15 protein-coding genes are annotated in these 16,520 nt (G+C 70.9%); 12 read left to right on the top strand and 3 right to left on the bottom strand.

Going from position 1 to position 16,520, the window contains the following annotated elements; genetic code table 11:
* The first annotated feature begins 137 nt into the window (after window positions 1-137).
* Both ACFQS7_RS19865 and ACFQS7_RS19860 read left to right on the top strand, forming a co-directional pair.
* Window positions 138-857, top strand: coding sequence for a response regulator (locus tag ACFQS7_RS19865; RefSeq protein WP_380068864.1), 720 nt, complete (start codon window positions 138-140; stop codon window positions 855-857).
* Window positions 854-2,239: an ATP-binding protein gene (locus ACFQS7_RS19860; RefSeq protein ID WP_380068863.1), complete on the top strand. Its 1,386-nt coding sequence runs from the start codon at window positions 854-856 to the stop codon at window positions 2,237-2,239. Before ACFQS7_RS19865 ends, ACFQS7_RS19860 begins: the two co-directional genes overlap by 4 nt.
* Here ACFQS7_RS19860 and ACFQS7_RS19855 read toward each other — a convergent pair.
* Window positions 2,236-3,315 (bottom strand): LLM class flavin-dependent oxidoreductase, encoded by a 1,080-nt coding sequence (locus tag ACFQS7_RS19855; protein WP_380068862.1) that lies wholly within the window; start codon window positions 3,313-3,315, stop codon window positions 2,236-2,238. The two genes, ACFQS7_RS19860 and ACFQS7_RS19855, sit on opposite strands and share 4 nt — an antisense overlap.
* Before the next feature lie 114 nt (window positions 3,316-3,429).
* On the opposite strand from ACFQS7_RS19855, the gene ACFQS7_RS19850 reads away from it, so the two are divergent.
* The 5 genes from ACFQS7_RS19850 to cofC are packed head-to-tail and all read left to right on the top strand — an operon-like array spanning window position 3,430 to window position 7,616.
* Window positions 3,430-4,290 (top strand): TIGR03620 family F420-dependent LLM class oxidoreductase, encoded by an 861-nt coding sequence (locus tag ACFQS7_RS19850; protein ID WP_380068861.1) that lies wholly within the window; start codon window positions 3,430-3,432, stop codon window positions 4,288-4,290.
* Window positions 4,291-4,304: 14 nt separating this feature from the next.
* Window positions 4,305-5,309 (top strand): glucose-6-phosphate dehydrogenase (coenzyme-F420), encoded by a 1,005-nt coding sequence (gene fgd / locus ACFQS7_RS19845; RefSeq protein ID WP_380068860.1) that lies wholly within the window; start codon window positions 4,305-4,307, stop codon window positions 5,307-5,309.
* Window positions 5,306-6,046, top strand: a complete 741-nt coding sequence (gene cofE, locus ACFQS7_RS19840; protein ID WP_380068859.1) for a coenzyme F420-0:L-glutamate ligase — start codon at window positions 5,306-5,308, stop codon at window positions 6,044-6,046. Before fgd ends, cofE begins: the two co-directional genes overlap by 4 nt.
* Complete coding sequence (gene cofD / locus ACFQS7_RS19835; RefSeq protein WP_380068858.1) at window positions 6,043-6,963, top strand: 2-phospho-L-lactate transferase; 921 nt, start codon at window positions 6,043-6,045, stop codon at window positions 6,961-6,963. The genes cofE and cofD overlap by 4 nt, the downstream gene beginning before the upstream one ends.
* The gene (gene cofC / locus ACFQS7_RS19830) at window positions 6,960-7,616 is read left to right on the top strand and encodes a 2-phospho-L-lactate guanylyltransferase (RefSeq protein ID WP_380068857.1); all 657 of its coding nucleotides are present in this window, start codon (window positions 6,960-6,962) and stop codon (window positions 7,614-7,616) included. The genes cofD and cofC overlap by 4 nt, the downstream gene beginning before the upstream one ends.
* Before the next feature lie 53 nt (window positions 7,617-7,669).
* On the opposite strand, the gene cofH is transcribed toward cofC, so the two are convergent.
* Window positions 7,670-10,012 (bottom strand): 5-amino-6-(D-ribitylamino)uracil--L-tyrosine 4-hydroxyphenyl transferase CofH, encoded by a 2,343-nt coding sequence (cofH, locus tag ACFQS7_RS19825; protein WP_380068856.1) that lies wholly within the window; start codon window positions 10,010-10,012, stop codon window positions 7,670-7,672.
* 80 nt (window positions 10,013-10,092) lie between these two features.
* Between cofH and ACFQS7_RS19820 the strand changes: the two genes are divergently transcribed.
* The 5 genes from ACFQS7_RS19820 to ACFQS7_RS19800 are packed head-to-tail and all read left to right on the top strand — an operon-like array spanning window position 10,093 to window position 15,581.
* Complete coding sequence (locus tag ACFQS7_RS19820; RefSeq protein ID WP_380068855.1) at window positions 10,093-11,046, top strand: TIGR03619 family F420-dependent LLM class oxidoreductase; 954 nt, start codon at window positions 10,093-10,095, stop codon at window positions 11,044-11,046.
* 2 nt (window positions 11,047-11,048) lie between these two features.
* Window positions 11,049-12,077, top strand: coding sequence for an LLM class F420-dependent oxidoreductase (locus ACFQS7_RS19815; RefSeq protein ID WP_380068854.1), 1,029 nt, complete (start codon window positions 11,049-11,051; stop codon window positions 12,075-12,077).
* 36 nt (window positions 12,078-12,113) lie between these two features.
* Window positions 12,114-13,055, top strand: a complete 942-nt coding sequence (locus tag ACFQS7_RS19810; protein ID WP_380068853.1) for an acetamidase/formamidase family protein — start codon at window positions 12,114-12,116, stop codon at window positions 13,053-13,055.
* A gap of 19 nt (window positions 13,056-13,074) precedes the next feature.
* Complete coding sequence (locus tag ACFQS7_RS19805) at window positions 13,075-14,034, top strand: peptidyl-alpha-hydroxyglycine alpha-amidating lyase family protein (RefSeq protein ID WP_380068852.1); 960 nt, start codon at window positions 13,075-13,077, stop codon at window positions 14,032-14,034.
* Window positions 14,034-15,581, top strand: a complete 1,548-nt coding sequence (locus ACFQS7_RS19800; RefSeq protein WP_380068851.1) for a D-aminopeptidase — start codon at window positions 14,034-14,036, stop codon at window positions 15,579-15,581. The genes ACFQS7_RS19805 and ACFQS7_RS19800 overlap by 1 nt, the downstream gene beginning before the upstream one ends.
* Here the strand turns inward: ACFQS7_RS19800 and ACFQS7_RS19795 are convergent, their stop codons facing one another.
* Window positions 15,582-16,433 carry an LLM class F420-dependent oxidoreductase gene (locus tag ACFQS7_RS19795; protein ID WP_380068850.1) on the bottom strand — a complete coding sequence of 284 codons (852 nt, stop codon included), beginning with the start codon at window positions 16,431-16,433 and terminating at the stop codon, window positions 15,582-15,584.
* Window positions 16,434-16,520: the final 87 nt, after the last annotated feature.

Genomic DNA, 16,520 nt, shown 5'->3' with positions numbered 1-16,520 from the left:
GTCCTGTTGCCGCGGAAAGCCCCGCGGCGTGCCGAATTGCAACGGCTTGCAACAAGTGACGCCCGTGCAACGTCCTGCAACAATCGTGCTGACAAACTTCGGCACAATCCGCGCCGGCGCGCTATGTAACAACCACGATGGAGCCACAACCCCATATCCTGGTCGTCGATGACGACCGCGAGATCCGCGACCTGCTCTCGAAATTCCTCGAGCGCCAGGGCATGCGCGTCTCCGCCGCGCGCGATGCGAAGGAAGCGCGGAAGCTCTGGCCGCTCGGCCGCTACCACCTGGTGGTGCTGGATTTGATGCTTCCCGGCGAGAGCGGGCTCGACTTCGCCAAATGGCTGCGCGCCCAGGGCGAGGTACCGATCGTCATGCTGACGGCGATGAGCGAGGAGACCGACCGCATCGTCGGGCTGGAGCTCGGCGCCGACGACTATCTCGGCAAGCCTTTCAATCCACGCGAGCTGCTGGCCCGCATCCGCGCCGTGCTGCGCCGGGCGAACGGCGAGCCGGGCGCGGCGAAGGAGCCGCCGGCCAAGGCGATCCGTTTCTCCGGCTGGACGCTGGAGCCCGCCCGCCGCCGCCTGCTGAACCCGGACGGCGCTGAGGTGCCGCTGACGGGCGGCGAGTACGAGTTGCTGCAGGTGCTGGTCGAACGCCCCAACCGCGTGCTGACCCGGGACATGCTGATGGACCTGCTGCGCGGCCGCCAGGCCGGGCCGTTCGACCGGGCGATCGACGTTGCCGTCTCCCGGCTGCGGCGCAAGCTGGAGGATGACGGGCGCAATCCCAGCCTGATCAAGACCGTCCGCGGCGGCGGCTACGTGCTGGCCGCGACGGTCGAGAAGGGGTGAACCAGCTTTCCCGACCGGCGCAGGAGGCGCCGCCGCGCCGCCGCTTCCATCTCTGGCCGCGCAGCCTGGCCGGCCGTACCGCGCTCGTGCTGCTGCTGGCGCTGACCGTGGTGCAGGCGGCCGGGCTCACCATCCACGCGCTCGACCGGGTCGACCTGCAGCGCTTCGCCCAGACGCGGGAGATCTCACAGCGGGCGATCAGCGCCTGGCGCACCGTCCTGCTCGCCCCGCCCGACCGGCGGGCGCAGATGCTGGCGGAGCTGGAGCTGCCCAGCGGCCTGTCGGCGACGCTGGACGACAGGCCGATGGCGCGGCCCGAACTGCCGCCGATGCCGCCGCCGGTCGCCCGGATGCTGCGCTTCGACCTGTTCGCCGCCAGCCCGCCGCGCTTCCGGCCGCGCGAGGTGATCACGTCCTGGATCCCCGGCGGCCCGAGCTTCGCCGCCAGCCTTCGCCTGCCCAGCGGCGAATGGCTGAACCTGCATATCCATCTGCCGCCGCCACGGCCCTGGCATTCCGAGACCTTCCTGATCGCCTTCGCCGCGATGACGCTCGCGGCCGGGCTGCTCATCCTCTGGGCGGTGCGGCGGCTGACCCGGCCGGTGCGGGCCCTGGCCGAGGCGGCCGAGCGGCTGGGCCGCGACGTCAACGCGCTGCCCTTGCCGGAAGCGGGGCCGACCGAGGTCGCCACCGCGGCGCATGCCTTCAACACCATGGCGGCGCGCATCCGCCGCTTCGTCGGCGACCGGACCCAGATGCTGGCGGCCATCGGCCACGACCTGCGCACGCCGATCACCCGGCTGCGGCTGCGCGCCGAATTCATGGACGACGACGAGCAGCGCCGGAAGATGCTGGCCGATCTCGACGAGATGGAAGCGATGGTGGCGGCGACCCTGGCGTTTGCGCGGGACGACGCGGCGGCCGAGCCGACGGTCGCGGTCGATATCGCGGCGCTGTGCCGTACCGTGCTGGACGAGGCGGCGGACGGGCACCCGGACCTGGCCGAGGCCATCGCCTATCAGGGGCCGGAGCGGCTGGTGGCTCAGGTCCGGCCGGTGGCGATGAAGCGGGCCATCGCCAACCTGGTCGGCAACGCGCTGGCCTATGGGGCGGCGGCGCGGCTGACCCTGGCGGCGCCCGAGGCGCCGACCCGCATCCTGCGGCTTGCCATCGAGGATGACGGCCCCGGTATCCCGCTGAGCGAGCTGGAAACGGTGTTCCAGCCCTTCCGCCGGCTGGAGACCAGCCGCAACCGGGAAACCGGCGGGACCGGGCTCGGCCTGCCGATAGCCCGCAACATCTTCCGGGCCCATGGCGGCGACGTGGTGCTGCGGAACCGGCCGGGCGGCGGGCTGGTGGCGCTGGCGACGCTGCCCGGTTAGGCGGCGGGCGCCAGCGCGCGGACGCGCGGGATCACCTCCTCGGCGAAAAGCCTGATCGTCTGGTGCCGCACCAACTGCGGCACGCCATAGGTGGCGTTGCTGACGACCATGTAGTTGAAGCCGAGGTCGATATACGCCTGCAGCCGCCGCGCCACGGTCGCCGGCGAGCCGATCAGGTTCTGCGCCAGGTAGCCCCCCAGGTTGGCGGGGTCGGAGAGCTGCCGCAGGTTGGCGAACATGCGGTTGAACTGCTCGTAGCCCGGGATATTGCCCCAGGGGGCGTGGTCGGACTGGTAGTGCTCCACCTGCAGGGCGAAGAATTTCGGCAGGTATTCCAGCGCCTGGGCCTGGGCTGCTTCGTCGGTCTCCGCGACGAAGCACTTGATGGATATGGGCAGGGTCACGTCGGTCGGGCGGCCGGCGGCGGCGCTGCGGTCCTTCCAGGTCTCCAGGATGCGGCGCAGCAGCTTGTCCGGGAACGATGAGAGGCAGAGCGGCGGCAGGCCGAGATCGGCCATGATCGCCGCGCTCTCGAGGCTGCCGATGGCGCCGTAGAAATTCGGCATCCGGCCTTCCAGCGCCGGCCGCAGCACGGTCGGCGTGGTCCAGTTGGCATAGTGCCCGGCATGGGTCACCGGGCCGCCCTGCAGCGCCTTCCGGGTGAACTCCCAGCATTCGCGGAAGCGGTCGCGGGCGGTTTCCATGCCGATCCCGAAGGCGTCGTATTCCGACTTCGCCGTGCCGCGGCCCATGCCGATATGCAGCGCCCCGTCGCTCAGCGTCTGCAGCATCGCCACGTCCTCGGCAAAGCGCACCGGGTCGTACCAGGGCAGCACCATGACCGAGGTGCCGAGGCCGAGGCCGGGGCAGGCGGCGGCGACGTGCGACAGGAAGAGCAGCGGATTGGGCTGCGGGTAGTAGTCGCTGAAATGGTGCTCCACCATCCAGGCGGCGTCGTAGCGCAGCCGGTGCAGCAGCTCGGCATCGGCGATGGCTTCGCGGTAGAGCTGGCGGTCGGTCAGACCCGCCTCCCCGACGGCGCCGATCTGGTAGGCGAAGCGGGCTTCGGTGGCCATGTGGACCCTCCCCGGGGCGTTCTTGCGAAACGCTACGGAGCGCGGCCGGCCGGCGTCAACTGGCGGGCCGCGCCGGGCGGCGCCATACTGCGGCCAAGGGCAGGGGATGCGGTCATGGAATTCGGACGTCTCGGCGTGTGGTGCTCGACCGACCGGCTGGACGCGGCGGGGCTGCGGGCGCTGCTGCGTAGCGTCGAGGACAAGGGCTACGGCACGCTCTGGTACCCGGAATCGCGCGGCTATGAATCGGTGGCGCTTGCCAGCTTCCTGCTGGCGAACAGCACCAGGCTCGTCATCGGCAGCTCGATCGCCAATATCTATGCGCGCGATGCCTTCACCGCGCGGCGGGCGCTGGCGACCCTGAACGTGCTGCATGGCGGACGCTTCGCGCTCGGGCTTGGCGTCTCCCATATCCCGATGGTGGAGGGTCTGCGCGGGCATCGCTACGACAAGCCGATCCCCGCCATGCGCGCCTACCTGGACGGCATCGCCAAGGGCGGCGAGGCGGCGCTGGAAGGGCCGGTGCTGCTGGCCGCCCTCGGACCGAAGATGCTGGCGCTGGCGGCGGCGCAATCGGACGGTGCGGTGCCCTACAACGTGACGCCCGAGCATACGAAGCAGGCGGCGGAGATCCTCGGCCCGGGCAAGGTGCTGGCGGTGGAGCAGAAGGTCTGCGTCGAGCCCGACAAGGCGCGCGCCCGCGCCTTGGGCCGCAGGGAACTGGCGCGCTACATGACGCTGCCGAACTACGTGAACAATTGGCTGCGGCTCGGTTTCTCCGAAGGTGAACTGGCGAATGGCGGCAATGACCGCTTCATCGACGCCATGGTGATCTCGGGCGACGCCGAGGCGGTGAAGGCCGGTCTCCGCGCGCATTTCACCGCCGGCGCCACCCATGTCTGCATCCAGCCCGTCACCGATGACGGCGATACCGAACACCGCGACGCCATGCTGGCGGCGCTGGCCGATACCTGAGGGAGACGGGTCCGATGCTGACGCTCGGCTACAAGGCCTCTGCCGAACAATTCGCCCCGGCGAAGCTGCTCGATTTCGGCGTGATGGCGGAGCAGGTGGGGTTCGACTCCTGCTTCATCTCCGATCATTTCCAGCCCTGGAAGCACACGGATGGGCATGCGCCCAACTCGCTGGTATGGCTTGGCGCGCTGGGGGCGCGGACGCAGCGGCTGGTGATGGGGACGTCGGTGCTGACGCCGACCTTCCGCTACCATCCCTCGATCGTGGCGCAGGCCTTCGGCACGCTGGGATCGATGTTCCCCGGCCGCGTCATCCTCGGCATCGGCACCGGCGAGGGGCTGAACGAGGTGCCCTCCACCGGCGCGCCCTGGCCGGAATTCAAGGAACGCTTCGCCCGGATGCGGGAGGCGGTGCAGCTGATGCGGAAGCTCTGGACCGAGGAGCGGGTGAGCTTCGAGGGCACCTACTACAAGACCGACAAGGCGACGATCTATGACCGGCCGGAGACGCCGGTGCCGATCTATGTCGCGGCCGCCGGCGCGCTGGTGGCGAAATACGCCGGCCGCGGCGGCGACGGGTTCATCTGCACCAGTGGCAAGAAGCCGGAACTCTATACCGAGACGCTGTTGCCGAACGTTGCCGCGGGGCTGGAAGCGGCGGGCGCGCCGAAGCCGGGCTACGACCGGATGATCGAGGTGAAGGTCTCCTTCGACACCGACCGCCAGCGCGCGCTGGAGGATACCCGGCACTGGGCGGCGCTGGCGCTGTCGCCGGAGGAGAAGATGTCGGTCGAGGACCCGGCCGAGATGGAACGCCTGGCGAATGCCCTGCCGCTGGAACGCGCCGCCAGCCGCTGGATCGTCTCCGACGACCCGGAGGAGCATGTGGAGCGCATCGGCTATTACGTGGGGCTGGGCTTCCGCCACCTGGTCTTCCACGCGCCGGGGCCGGACCAGGCGCGCTTCCTGACCCTGTACGGGGAGCGGGTGCTGCCCCTGCTGCGCCGCCGCTTCGGGTGAGCGAGGCGGTCTCCCTGCTGGCGCTGCCCGGCCTGCCGATGCTGGCGGCGGGCGACGACCTCGGCGCGATCCTGGCGGATGGCATGGCACGGGCCGGCGTCTCGCCGCGCCTCGGCGACGTGCTGGCGGTGGCGCAGAAGGTCGTCAGCAAGGCGGAGGGGCGGAGCGTCGCCTTGAGCAGCGTCACGCCCTCCGCGCAGGCCGAGGCGCTGGGGGCCGAGACGGGCAAGGACCCGCGGCTGGTCGAGCTGATCCTGTCGGAGAGCGTCCGCGTGGTGCGGTCGCGGCCGAACCTGATCATCGTCCAGCACCGCCTTGGCTTCGTCATGGCGAATGCCGGGATCGACCAGTCCAATGTCGGCGAGTCCGGCCATGCGCTGCTGCTGCCGCTGGACCCCGATGGCAGCGCGGCGGCGCTCTCGGCCCGGCTCGGCCTGCCGGTGGTGATCACCGACAGCTTCGGCCGGGCCTGGCGGCGCGGCACCGTCGGCGTGGCGATCGGCGCGGCGGGGCTGCCGGCCCTGCTCGACCTGCGCGGCCGGCCGGACCTGTTCGGCCGCACCTTGATGGTCAGCATCACCGGCTTCGCCGACGAAATCGCTGCCGCCGCCGGCCTGGTGATGGGCCAGGGGGCGGAGGGGCGGCCGGCGGTGCTGGTGCGCGGGCTGCGCTGGGACGCACCGGCGCTGCCGGCCTCGGAACTTGTGCGCGTCGGCGCGGAGGACCTGTTCCGGTGATCGTCGCATTGTCTGGTGGGATCGGCGGGGCGAAGCTCGCGCTCGGCCTGTCGAAGGTGCTGCCGCCTGAAGAATTGCTGGTGGTCGCCAATACCGGCGACGATTTCGAGCATCTCGGCCTGACCATCTGCCCGGATATCGACACGCTGAGCTATACGCTGGCGGGCCTCGACAACCCGGTGCTGGGTTGGGGCCGGCAGGACGAAAGCTGGGCCTGCATGGACACCCTGGCAGGCCTCGGCGGGCCGGACTGGTTCCGCCTCGGCGACCGCGACCTGGCGCTGCACGTGCTGCGGACGCACCGGCTGCGCGGCGGGGAGACGCTGTCCGCCATCACCGAGGACATCCGCGGTCGGCTGGGGATCGGCCCGCGCATCCTGCCGATGAGCGATGATCCGGTGCGCACCCGCATCCGCAGCGACGAAGGCTGGATCGACTTCCAGGACTGGTTCGTGCGGCAACGCGCGGCACCGGCGGTGCGTGCGGTGAAATTCGCCGGTGCCGCGGCGGCGCGCGTGCAGCCGGAGGTGCTGGCGGCGCTGCATGCCCGCCCGCGCGCCGTGGTGATCTGCCCGAGCAACCCCTTCATCAGCATCGAGCCGATCCTGGCGGTGCCGGGAATGCGGGAGGCGATTGCGGCCTCGAGCGCGCCGGTGATCGCCGTCTCGCCCATCATCGCCGGGCAGGCGGTGAAGGGACCGACCGCCAAGATGTTTTCGGAACTCGGCGTCGCACCCTCCGCCGCTGCGGCGGCCGCACGCTATGGCGACTTGCTGCAAGGCTACGTCATGGAGGAGGGCGACGACGCCATCGGCATCGCGCCGCGCGTCTTCCGCGCGGCGACGCTGATGCGGACGCTGGACGACAAGGTGGCGCTGGCACGGGCCGTGCTGGCCGCGGTGGATGCGCTACGGTGACTTTCTGGGCCGTGCTGCCGGTGAAGGAAATGGCGGGGTCGAAGCAACGCCTCTCGCCGCTGCTGTCGCCGGAGGAGCGCGTGGCGCTGATGCGGATGATGGTGGGAGAGGTATTGGAGGCGCTGCTCGGCGCGCGCGGTTTGGCTGGCGTCGCGGTGGTGACGTTGGATGGCTGGACAACGGCGGAGGCCAAGCGCCGCGGCGCGCGAGTGATCACCGCGGGCGCGCGGGATGGGCACACGGGCAGCGTCACCGCAGCGGCTCGGGTGCTGGCGGCGGAGGGGGCCACCGGCGTGCTGACCATGCCCGGCGACATCCCGGCGGTGACGGCGGCGGAGGTCGAGGCGCTGGTCGCGGCGCATGGTGCGGCGCCGGCCTTCACCATCGCCCCGGCGCATGACGAGAAGGGCTCGAACGGCGTGGTGCTGAGCCCGCCCGGCGTGGTGCCGCTGCGCTTCGGCGAGGACAGCTACTTCCCGCATCTGGCCGCGGCGCGGGCGTGCGGCATCGAACCACGCATCGTCCCGCTGCCCGGCGTGGCGATGGACATCGACCATCCCGAAGACATCGCCATGTTCGCCGGCCTCGACGTGGCCCACGGCACCCGCACCCTGGGCTGGCTGCGCGATTCGGGCGTGCTGCTGCGCCTGTAACCCAAGCTGCCCCAAGGCCTTTCGGCTTCAGGCAGGGGTACGGCGTCGCCCTGCTAGGCGTGTTCCCTTCGGCGCGGCGCCGTCTGGATGACGGGTGTGAGGTCCTGCGCCGCGTAGGATGCATGCTTGCGTTCCTCCGACACCGGGCCATACAGCGTCGTGCGCTGCTGCGGCATGCGCCCGATCGAGCGGATCAGCGCCTCCATCGCCTCGGGCGGGAATTCCTGGCCGTGCTGCGTTCCGGCGGCGCGGCTGATGCTCTCGTTCATCAGCGTGCCGCCGAGATCGTTGGCGCCGGCCTGCAGCGCCAAGGCGGCGCCCTGCGGCCCCATCTTCACCCAACTCGTCTGGATGCTGGTGATGTGCGGGTGCAGCACCAAGCGCGCGACGGAGTGCATCAGCAGCGCCTCGCGGAATGTGGGCCCGCGCCGCGCCTGGCCGCGCAGATACATCGGCGCTTCCATGTGCACGAAGGGCAAGGGCACGAATTCGGTGAAGCCCCCCGTTTCCGCCTGCAGGTCGCGCAGCACCAGCAGATGCCGCGCCCAGTTCAGCGGCGTCTCCACATGGCCGAACATGATGGTCGCCGTCGTGCGCAGGCCGAGCGCATGCGCCGCCCGCGCCACCGCGAGCCATTCGGCGGTGTTCACCTTGTCCGGGCAGATGATGGCGCGGATCTCGTCATCCAGGATTTCCGCCGCGGTGCCCGGCAGCGTGCCAAGCCCGGCCGTCTTCAGACGAGCCAGGTAGTCACCGAGCGACAGGCCCAGCGTCGCCGCACCCTGCGTGACTTCCAGCGGCGAGAAGGCATGGATGTGCATCCCAGGCACCGCCGCGTGGATCGCCCGGCAGATGCCTTCATAGGTCGCGCCGGTATAGTCCGGGTGGATGCCGCCCTGCAGGCAGACCTCCGTGGCGCCGCGGGCCCAGGCTTCCTCGGCACGGCGGACGATCTCGGCGTGGTCGAGGTCGTAGGCCGGGCCGCGCAGCGCCTCGTGCGTCTTGCCCTTGCTGAAGGCGCAGAATTTGCACTTGTAGGTGCAGATGTTGGTGTAGTTGATGTTGCGGTTGACGACATAGCGGACGGTCTCGCCGGACATCGCCGTGCGCAGCCGGTCCGCAGCGGCGGCGACATGCGCCTGGTCGGCGTCGCGCGCGTCGAACAGCCGCATGATGTCCGGCACGTCGAGCCGCGCGCCGCCGCTGGCGCGCTCCACGGTGCGGGCCAGCGTCGCATCGGCCGCGGCCAGCCGCGGCGCCCGCAGCAGCGGCAGGCGTGTCTCGCCGGGTGACCAGTCGTCGCCACGGGCGAAGCCTTCGGCATCGCTGGCACGGCGCATCGCGGTGGCAACGGCGGGCGAGAACCAGGCCTCTGGCTCGCGCACGAAGGACGGGTATGTCGGCAGCCGCTGCACCAGCACCTTGCCGGCCTCGGCGGTGCGCGCGGCGAGTTCCTCCAGATGCGGCCAGGGAGCTTCCGGGTTGACGTGGTCCGGTGTCACCGGGGAGACCCCGCCCCAATCGTCGAGCCCGGCCCCGACCAGCTTCTGGTAGACGCCGGGCGACAGGTTCGGCGGCGCCTGGATATGCATCGCCCCGCCCAGCACCAGCCGCGCCGCGGCGATGGTCCAGAGCAGGTCGTCGAGGTCCGGCTCTTCCGCCCCGGCCCGCTTGGTGCGCGGCTTGGCGCGGAAATTCTGGATGATGACTTCCTGGATATGGCCGTGCTGCGCGTGGAGATCGGCGATGGCCCGCAGCGCCTCCAGCCGCTCCGCCCGCGTCTCGCCGATACCGATCAGGATGCCGGTGGTGAAGGGCACGCGGAGTTCGCCTGCCAGCCGCAGCACCTCCAGCCGTGCCTCGGGGTGCTTGTCGGGGCTGCCGTGGTGGACCTGGCCAGGCTCGCACAGCCGCGCGCTTGCGGACTCCAGCATGATGCCCTGGCTGGCGGTGACGGCGCGCAGGGCGGCGATCTCGTCGCGGCTCATTACGCCGGGGTTGGCATGCGGCAGCAGGCCGGTTTCCTTGAGCACCAGGTCGCACATGGCGGCGAGGTAGGAGATCGTCGTCTCATGCCCCAGCGCCGCCAGCGCCTCCCGCGCCTGTCGCCAGCGAAGCTCCGGCTTATCGCCCAGGGTGAACAACGCCTCGGTGCAGCCGGCGGCGGCGCCGGCGCGGGCGACCGCCAGCACTTCCTCGGGCGACAGGTAGGCGCTGTGGCCGGGGCGCGGGGTCTCCGCGAAGGTGCAGTAGTGGCAGACGTCGCGGCAGAGTTTCGTGAGCGGGATGAACACCTTGCGCGAATAGCTGATGACGCGGCCGCACGACGCGTCGCGCAGCGCTGCCGCCTCCGCCATCAGCACGGCCAAGGGCATGGCTTCCAGCCGGTCCTGCACTCTTGCACTCTCCTGCCACTGCCCTCCATCGTGGGTCAGGCACCGCCCGGATGCAATGCGCGGGCGGCGGAGGAAACGGCATGCAGATCGGCTTCAACGCCCCCAGCGGCGGCCCCCTGGCAACCCCGGAGCACCTGACCCGCCTGGCGCAGGAGGCCGAGGCGATGGGCTACGGCTACGCCACCATCAGCGACCACGTGGTGATCCCCAAGGATATCCACGCGAAGTACCCCTACACCGACAGCGGCGAATTCCCCGCCGGCAGCCGCGGCGAACGGCACGAGCAGCTGACCCAGGTGATGTTCCTGGCGGCGAAGACGACGACGCTGCGGCTGGTCACGTCCGTGATGGTGGTGCCGCACCGGCCGGCGCTGCTGACCGCCAAGATCCTGTCCACCATCGACGTGCTTTCGGCCGGGCGGCTGACGCTGGGTATCGGCGCCGGCTGGCTGCAGGAGGAATTCGAGGCGCTGCAGGTCCCCGATTTCGCCGCCCGCGGCAGGGTGACGGACGAATATATCCAGGCAGCGCGCGAGCTCTGGACCGCGCCGGAGCCGCGCTTTGCCGGCGAGTTCGTCCGCTTCCAGGACATCAGCTTCCAGCCGAAGCCCGTCCAGCCCGGCGGGCCGCCGGTCTGGGTGGGCGGGGAGAGCGGCCCGGCGCTGCGGCGCACCGCGCGGCTCGGCGATGCCTGGTACCCGATCGGCACCAACCCCTCCTTCCCGCTGGAGAGCCTGGCACGCTACCGCGCCGCGGTGGCGAAGCTGCGCGGGCTGGTGGAGAAGGAGGGCCGCGACCCGGCCAAGGTGGCGCTGGCCTACCGGGTGCAGAAATACGGGCCGGAGGTGCCGGCGGTGGCCGGCGACGGCGAACGGCGGCTCTTTTCCGGCACGCCCGGGCAGATCGCCGACGACCTGAAGGCGCTGCGCGACCTGGGCGTCGTCGCGGTGGACTTCACCTATCCGGGCAATACGGTCGAGGAGGTCCTCGCCGGCATGCGCGACTTCCGCGACGGCGTGATGGCGGGGCTCTGACCATGCGGCTCGGCCTCACCCTCGGCATGGGCGCCGGCGTCGACACGGCGCTGGTGCTGGAAGCCGAACGGCTCGGCTACCATTCGGTCTGGTGCGGCGAGAGCTACGGCAGCGATGCCGTCACGCCGATCGCCTGGGTGCTGGCGCGCACCACGCGGATCAAGGCCGGCACCGGCATCATGCAGATGCCGGGGCGCACGCCGACCTGCGCGGCGATGACGGCAATGACCCTGCAGCAGTTGTCGGGCGACCGGTTCCTCTGCGGCGTCGGGCCATCGGGCCCGCAGGTGGTGGAGGGATGGCACGGCCAGCCCTACGGCACGCCGATGGTCCGCACCCGGGAATACATCTCCATCATCCGGGCGATCGTGGCGCGGGAGAAGCCGCTGGAACACCAGGGAGAGCACTACCGCATCCCCTATGACGGGCCGGATGCGACCGGGCTCGGCAAGCCGCTGAAGTCCATCCTGCACGGGGCACCGCTGAGATTCTACTGCGCCTCCATCACCCCCGGCGGCATGCGGCTGGCAGGCGAGATCGCCGACGGCAACCTGCCGATCTTCATGTCGCCGGAAGGCGCCGGGCTGGTGACGAAGCCGACGCTGGAGGGCATGGCAAAAGCGGGCAAGCCGGCCAACCTGCACGCCTTCGACATCGCGCCCTATACCAAGATCAAGCTGGGCAACGACCTGCAGGCCTGCCGCGACGCGGCGAAGCCGGAACTCGCGCTCTACATCGGCGGCATGGGCGCGAAGGGCAAGAATTTCTACAACGACTATGTCCGCCGCCTCGGCTACGCGGACGCCGCCGCGGCGATCCAGGAGGCCTACCTGGCACGCCGCCACCGCGACGCCGCGGCGCTGGTACCCGACAAGCTGGTCGACGAGATCGCGCTGGTCGGCCCGGCCGACCGCATCCGCGGCCGGCTGCAGGACTGGAAGGCGGCGGCGCGGGACGGCAGCATCGGCACGCTGGTGCTGACCGGGGCGACGCAGCAGGCGCTGCGGGTGGTGGCGGAAGCGGTGCTGTAGCATCATCGCGCCTCCCGACCCGGAGACCGCCGCGCCATGCCCGCCCATACCCTCCGCGCCCTGCCCGAGACCACGCGCATCGGCGTCTTCAACGCCACCTTCCCGCCGGTGCTGACCATCGCGCCGGGTGACACGGTGGAGGTCGAGTGCATCTCCGGCCGGCCCAGCGTGATGCCGCCGGAAGGCAGCGGCTTCACCGTCCCGCCGGCGCTGCAAGCGGTCATCGCAGCCAACCGCGAGCCCTGGCTCGGCCATATCATGACCGGCCCGATCGCCATCGCCGGCGCCGAGCCGGGCGACACGCTGGAGGTGCGGATCGACCGCATCGAGCCGGGCGCCGACTGGGGCTACAACATCATCCGCCCGCTGGCCGGCACGATCCCCGAGGATTTCCACGAAACCCACCTGATGCATATCCCGGTGGACCGCGACCGCCGGGTCTGCACGCTGCCCTGGGGCACCGAACTCGCCTTGGCGCCCTTCTTCGGGGTCATGGGCGTCGCCCCGCCGCCGGCCTTCGAGACCATCACCTCGATCGCGCCGCGCATCCATGGCGGCAACCTCGACAACAAGGAGTTGCAGGCGGGGTCGTCGCTGTTCCTGCCGGTGCACGTGCCGGGCGCCAATTTCTCGGTCGGCGACGGGCATGGCGTGCAGGGCGATGGCGAGGTCTGCGTCTCGGCGCTCGAGATGTGCCTGACCGGCACCTTCACCTTCCAGCTCCACAAGAAGACCGGCCAGGCGATGCCGCGGGCGGAGACGCCGACCCACTATGTCTCCATGGGCATCAACGAGGATCTCGACCAGGCGATGAAGCAGGCGCTGCGCGAGATGATCGCCTTCATCTGCAGCCGCACCAACCTGGCACGGGAACAGGCCTATGCCTTCTGCTCGCTGGCCGTGGATTTCCACGTGACCCAGACGGTGAACGGGGAGAAGGGCGTGCACGGCCTGCTGAAGAAGGGCCTGCTGTTCTGACCTGAAGGGGGGCGCATCCATGGACCACATCTTCGGCACCGGCGAATTCCGCTACGAAGCCGTGCCCGACTGGGGCCGGCTGCCTGAAGGCTGGTCCTTGAAGGAGGTCGCCGCCGTCGCGGTGGACAGCCAGGACCGGGTCTATGCCTTCAGCCGCGGCGAGCACCCGGTCTGCGTCTTCGACCGCGACGGCAAGTTCCTGACGAGCTGGGGCGAGGGCCTGTTCGGCCGCGCGCATGGCCTGCACATGGGACCGGACGACAGCCTGTGGTGCACCGACGACGGCGACCACACGGTGCGCAAATGCACGCTCGACGGCCGCGTGCTGCTGACCATCGGCCTGCCCGACCGGCCCGCCCCCTTCATGTCCGGCCAGCCCTTCAACCGTTGCACCCATACGGCGCTGTCGCCGGAAGGCGACATCTTCGTCTCCGACGGCTACGGCAACGCCGCCGTGCACAAATACTCGCCCGAGGGCAGGCACCTGTTCTCCTGGGGCCGGCCGGGGATGGAGCCGGGCGAGTTCAACCTGCCGCACAACATCGTCTGCGACGCGGCCGGGCTGGTCTACGTGGCGGACCGGGAAAGCCACCGGGTGCAGATCTTCGATGGGAAGGGGCAGTATCAGGGGCAGTGGACGAATGTGCACCGGCCCTGCTCGCTCTTCCTCGGCAAGGGTCCCTGCCCCTGCTGCTATGTCGGCGAGCTCGGGCCGCAGCTGCCGGTGAACCGGTCCTTTCCCAATCTGGGGCCGCGTATCTCGGTGCTCGACATGGAAGGCCGCGTGCTGTCGCGCTTCGGCGAGCTGGGCGGGGGCCCTGGCCAGTTCTGGTCGCCGCACGGGCTCTGCGTCGACAGAAGCGGCGACCTCTACGTCGCCGAGGTCAGCTTCACCGCGTGGCCGCGCTACCACGACGGCGAGGCGCCGCCGCCGGAGGGCGTGCGCTGCTTGCAGAAATACCGCCGCGTGCCGGCCTGATGGACCGGCTCGAAGCCCTCGCCGCCCGGCTGCCGCGCGCCTATCCGGGGCCGGGCGGCGCCATCGCCGTGCTGAAGGACGGCGCGGTGCTGCTGCGCCATGCCTGGGGCTTCGCCAATGCCGAGCGGCGCATCCCCTTCACGCCGGCCACGCTGTTCCGCATGTGCTCCATCACCAAGCAGTTCACCTGCGCCGCGGTGCTGGACTCCTGCCCCGATCCCACCGTGCTCGACCCGCTGATCCGCGCCCGGCTGCCGCTGCTGGGCGAGGCGTGGCCCGGGGCGCTACATCTGGCGCACAACCAGTCCGGCCTGCGCGACTACTGGGCGGTGGCGATGCTGCATGGCGCGCCGGTCGAATCCGCCTTCGGCGATGCCGAGGCGGCGCGGGTCATCGCCGGTACCGCCTCCCTGCAATTCGCGCCGGGCACGCGGTATTCCTACGTGAACCAGAATTTCCGCCTGTTGTCGGACGCGCTGGAGGACCATGCCGGCCGCGGCTTAGCCGAGTTGCTGCGCACGCGCATCTTCGACCGCGCCGGCATGGCCAGCGCGTTCCTCGCGGCCGACACCCGCGCCATGCCGGACGGCACCGAGGGCTATGAGGGCAATGTCGCCACCGGCTTCCGCGCCGCGGAGAACCGCATCCTCTGGACCGGTGATGCCGGGCTCGGCGCCAGCCTCGACGACATGATCGCCTGGGAGCGGCATATCGACGCGACGCGGGACGATCCGGACTCGCTGCATGGAAGGCTGGCCGCGCCGGTCACCTTCGCCGATGGCGCGCCGGCGCCCTATGGCTTCGGCCTTGGCCGCGGGCGCGAATTCGGCCGGGCGACCCTCGGCCATGGCGGCGCGCTGCGCGGCTGGCGCAGCCATCGACTCTACGTGCCGGCCGAGCGCGTCTCGGTCGTGGTGCTGTTCAACCACTTCGGCGATGCGCATGGCGCGACGATGGAGGCGCTCGGCGCCGTGTTGGACGCGACGCGGCCGGGGCCGGATCCGACGCTGCCGCCGCCCGCCTGGGTGGGCGCCTATCTCGAGCCGGAGACGGGGCTCTCGGCGCGGATCGAAGCCGCAACGCCCGGCCGGCTAAGGCTGCGCTACGGCCACTCGGCCGAACTGCTCGATCTGCAGCCGGATGGCAGCGCGACCAACGGCCAGACCCGGCTTCGCCTGGCGGCCGACGGGCTTTGGATGGACCGGCCGCAGGAGAACCAGTCGAGCCGGCTGCGGCCTTGCGACGGGGAGGCGACGCGCGACCTCGCCGGCCGCTACCGCTGCGCGGAGTTGGATGCCGGGCTCGACATCGTCGATGCCGGCGGCACGCTCTATGGCGGCTTCTCCGGCTGCCTCGGCCAGGGCCGGATGGAATTGCTGGAGCCCATCGCCCACGGTATCTGGGCCCTGCCCTGCCCGCGCGCGCTGGACCACACGCCGCCGGGCGACTGGACGCTCGCCGTCCGCCGCGCCGGGGATGGCGGCATCGAGGGCATCACGCTGGGCTGCTGGCTGGCGCGCCGGCTGGATTACCGGCGCGTCGGGTAGCTACGTCACCGCCTCGATCAACTTCGCCCAGCGGTCCAGCTCCGGCAGGATCACGTCGCGCTTCGCCGCATCCAGGCTCAGCACCACGCGCGCGACGCCCAGGTCGCGGTCGGCCAGCAACGCGTCGCGGTCCTCCTGCACGCCCCAGATGGTGATCGGCACCTCCTCCTCGCGGCGGCCGGCCTCGGCAAGCATGGCGCGGAATTGCGGGACCAGCGCCGCGACATCCGCATAGTGCTTGCGCACCCGGTGCGGCATCCAGCCATTGCCGTAGCGCACCGCGCGCCTGGCGCCCCAGGGAAACGCGCCGCCGACGATGATCGGAGGATGCGGCTTCTGCACCGGCTTCGGCCAGGTCATCATCGGCGGGAAGTCGACGAATTCGCCGTGGTATTCCGGCTTCGGCTGCGTCCAGATCGCCTGCATCGCCTCGATCCGCTCCCGCGCCAGCTTGTGGCGGGTGGCGAAGACGGTGCCGTGGTCCTCGATCTCCTCCTGGTTCCAGCCATTACCGACGCCGAACAGGAAGCGCCCGCCGGAGACCTGGTCGAGCGAGGCGACCGACTTCGCCGTCTGGATCGGGTCGCGCTGCACCACCAGGCAGATGCCGGTGCCGACCAGCAAGGTGCGGGACGCCATGGCCGCCGCGGTCAGCGTCACGAAGGGGTCCATGACATCGTAGTACTGCTTCGGCAGGTCGCCGCCGCTGGGGTGCGAGACGCGGCGGACCAGCGGGATATGCGAATGCTCCGGCGCCCAGAGGCTGTCGAAGCCGCGTTCCTCCAGCGCCAAAGCGAGCTCCGCCGGCGACATGGAATAGTCGGTGAAGAACATCGCCGCGCCGATCTTCATGGCCTTCCTCCCATCGTTGCGGGAAGGCTGGACCGGTGCGGCGGCAGCGGCAAGCCCGGGGTCAGGCCGCCCGAGGGCGGATGCCCG

Source organism: Dankookia sp. GCM10030260 (genome assembly GCF_042666655.1).
Classification (GTDB): domain Bacteria; phylum Pseudomonadota; class Alphaproteobacteria; order Acetobacterales; family Acetobacteraceae; genus Paracraurococcus.
The sequence above is the reverse complement of the archived record's forward strand: the minus strand, read 5'-3'. Positions and strand labels throughout refer to the sequence as shown.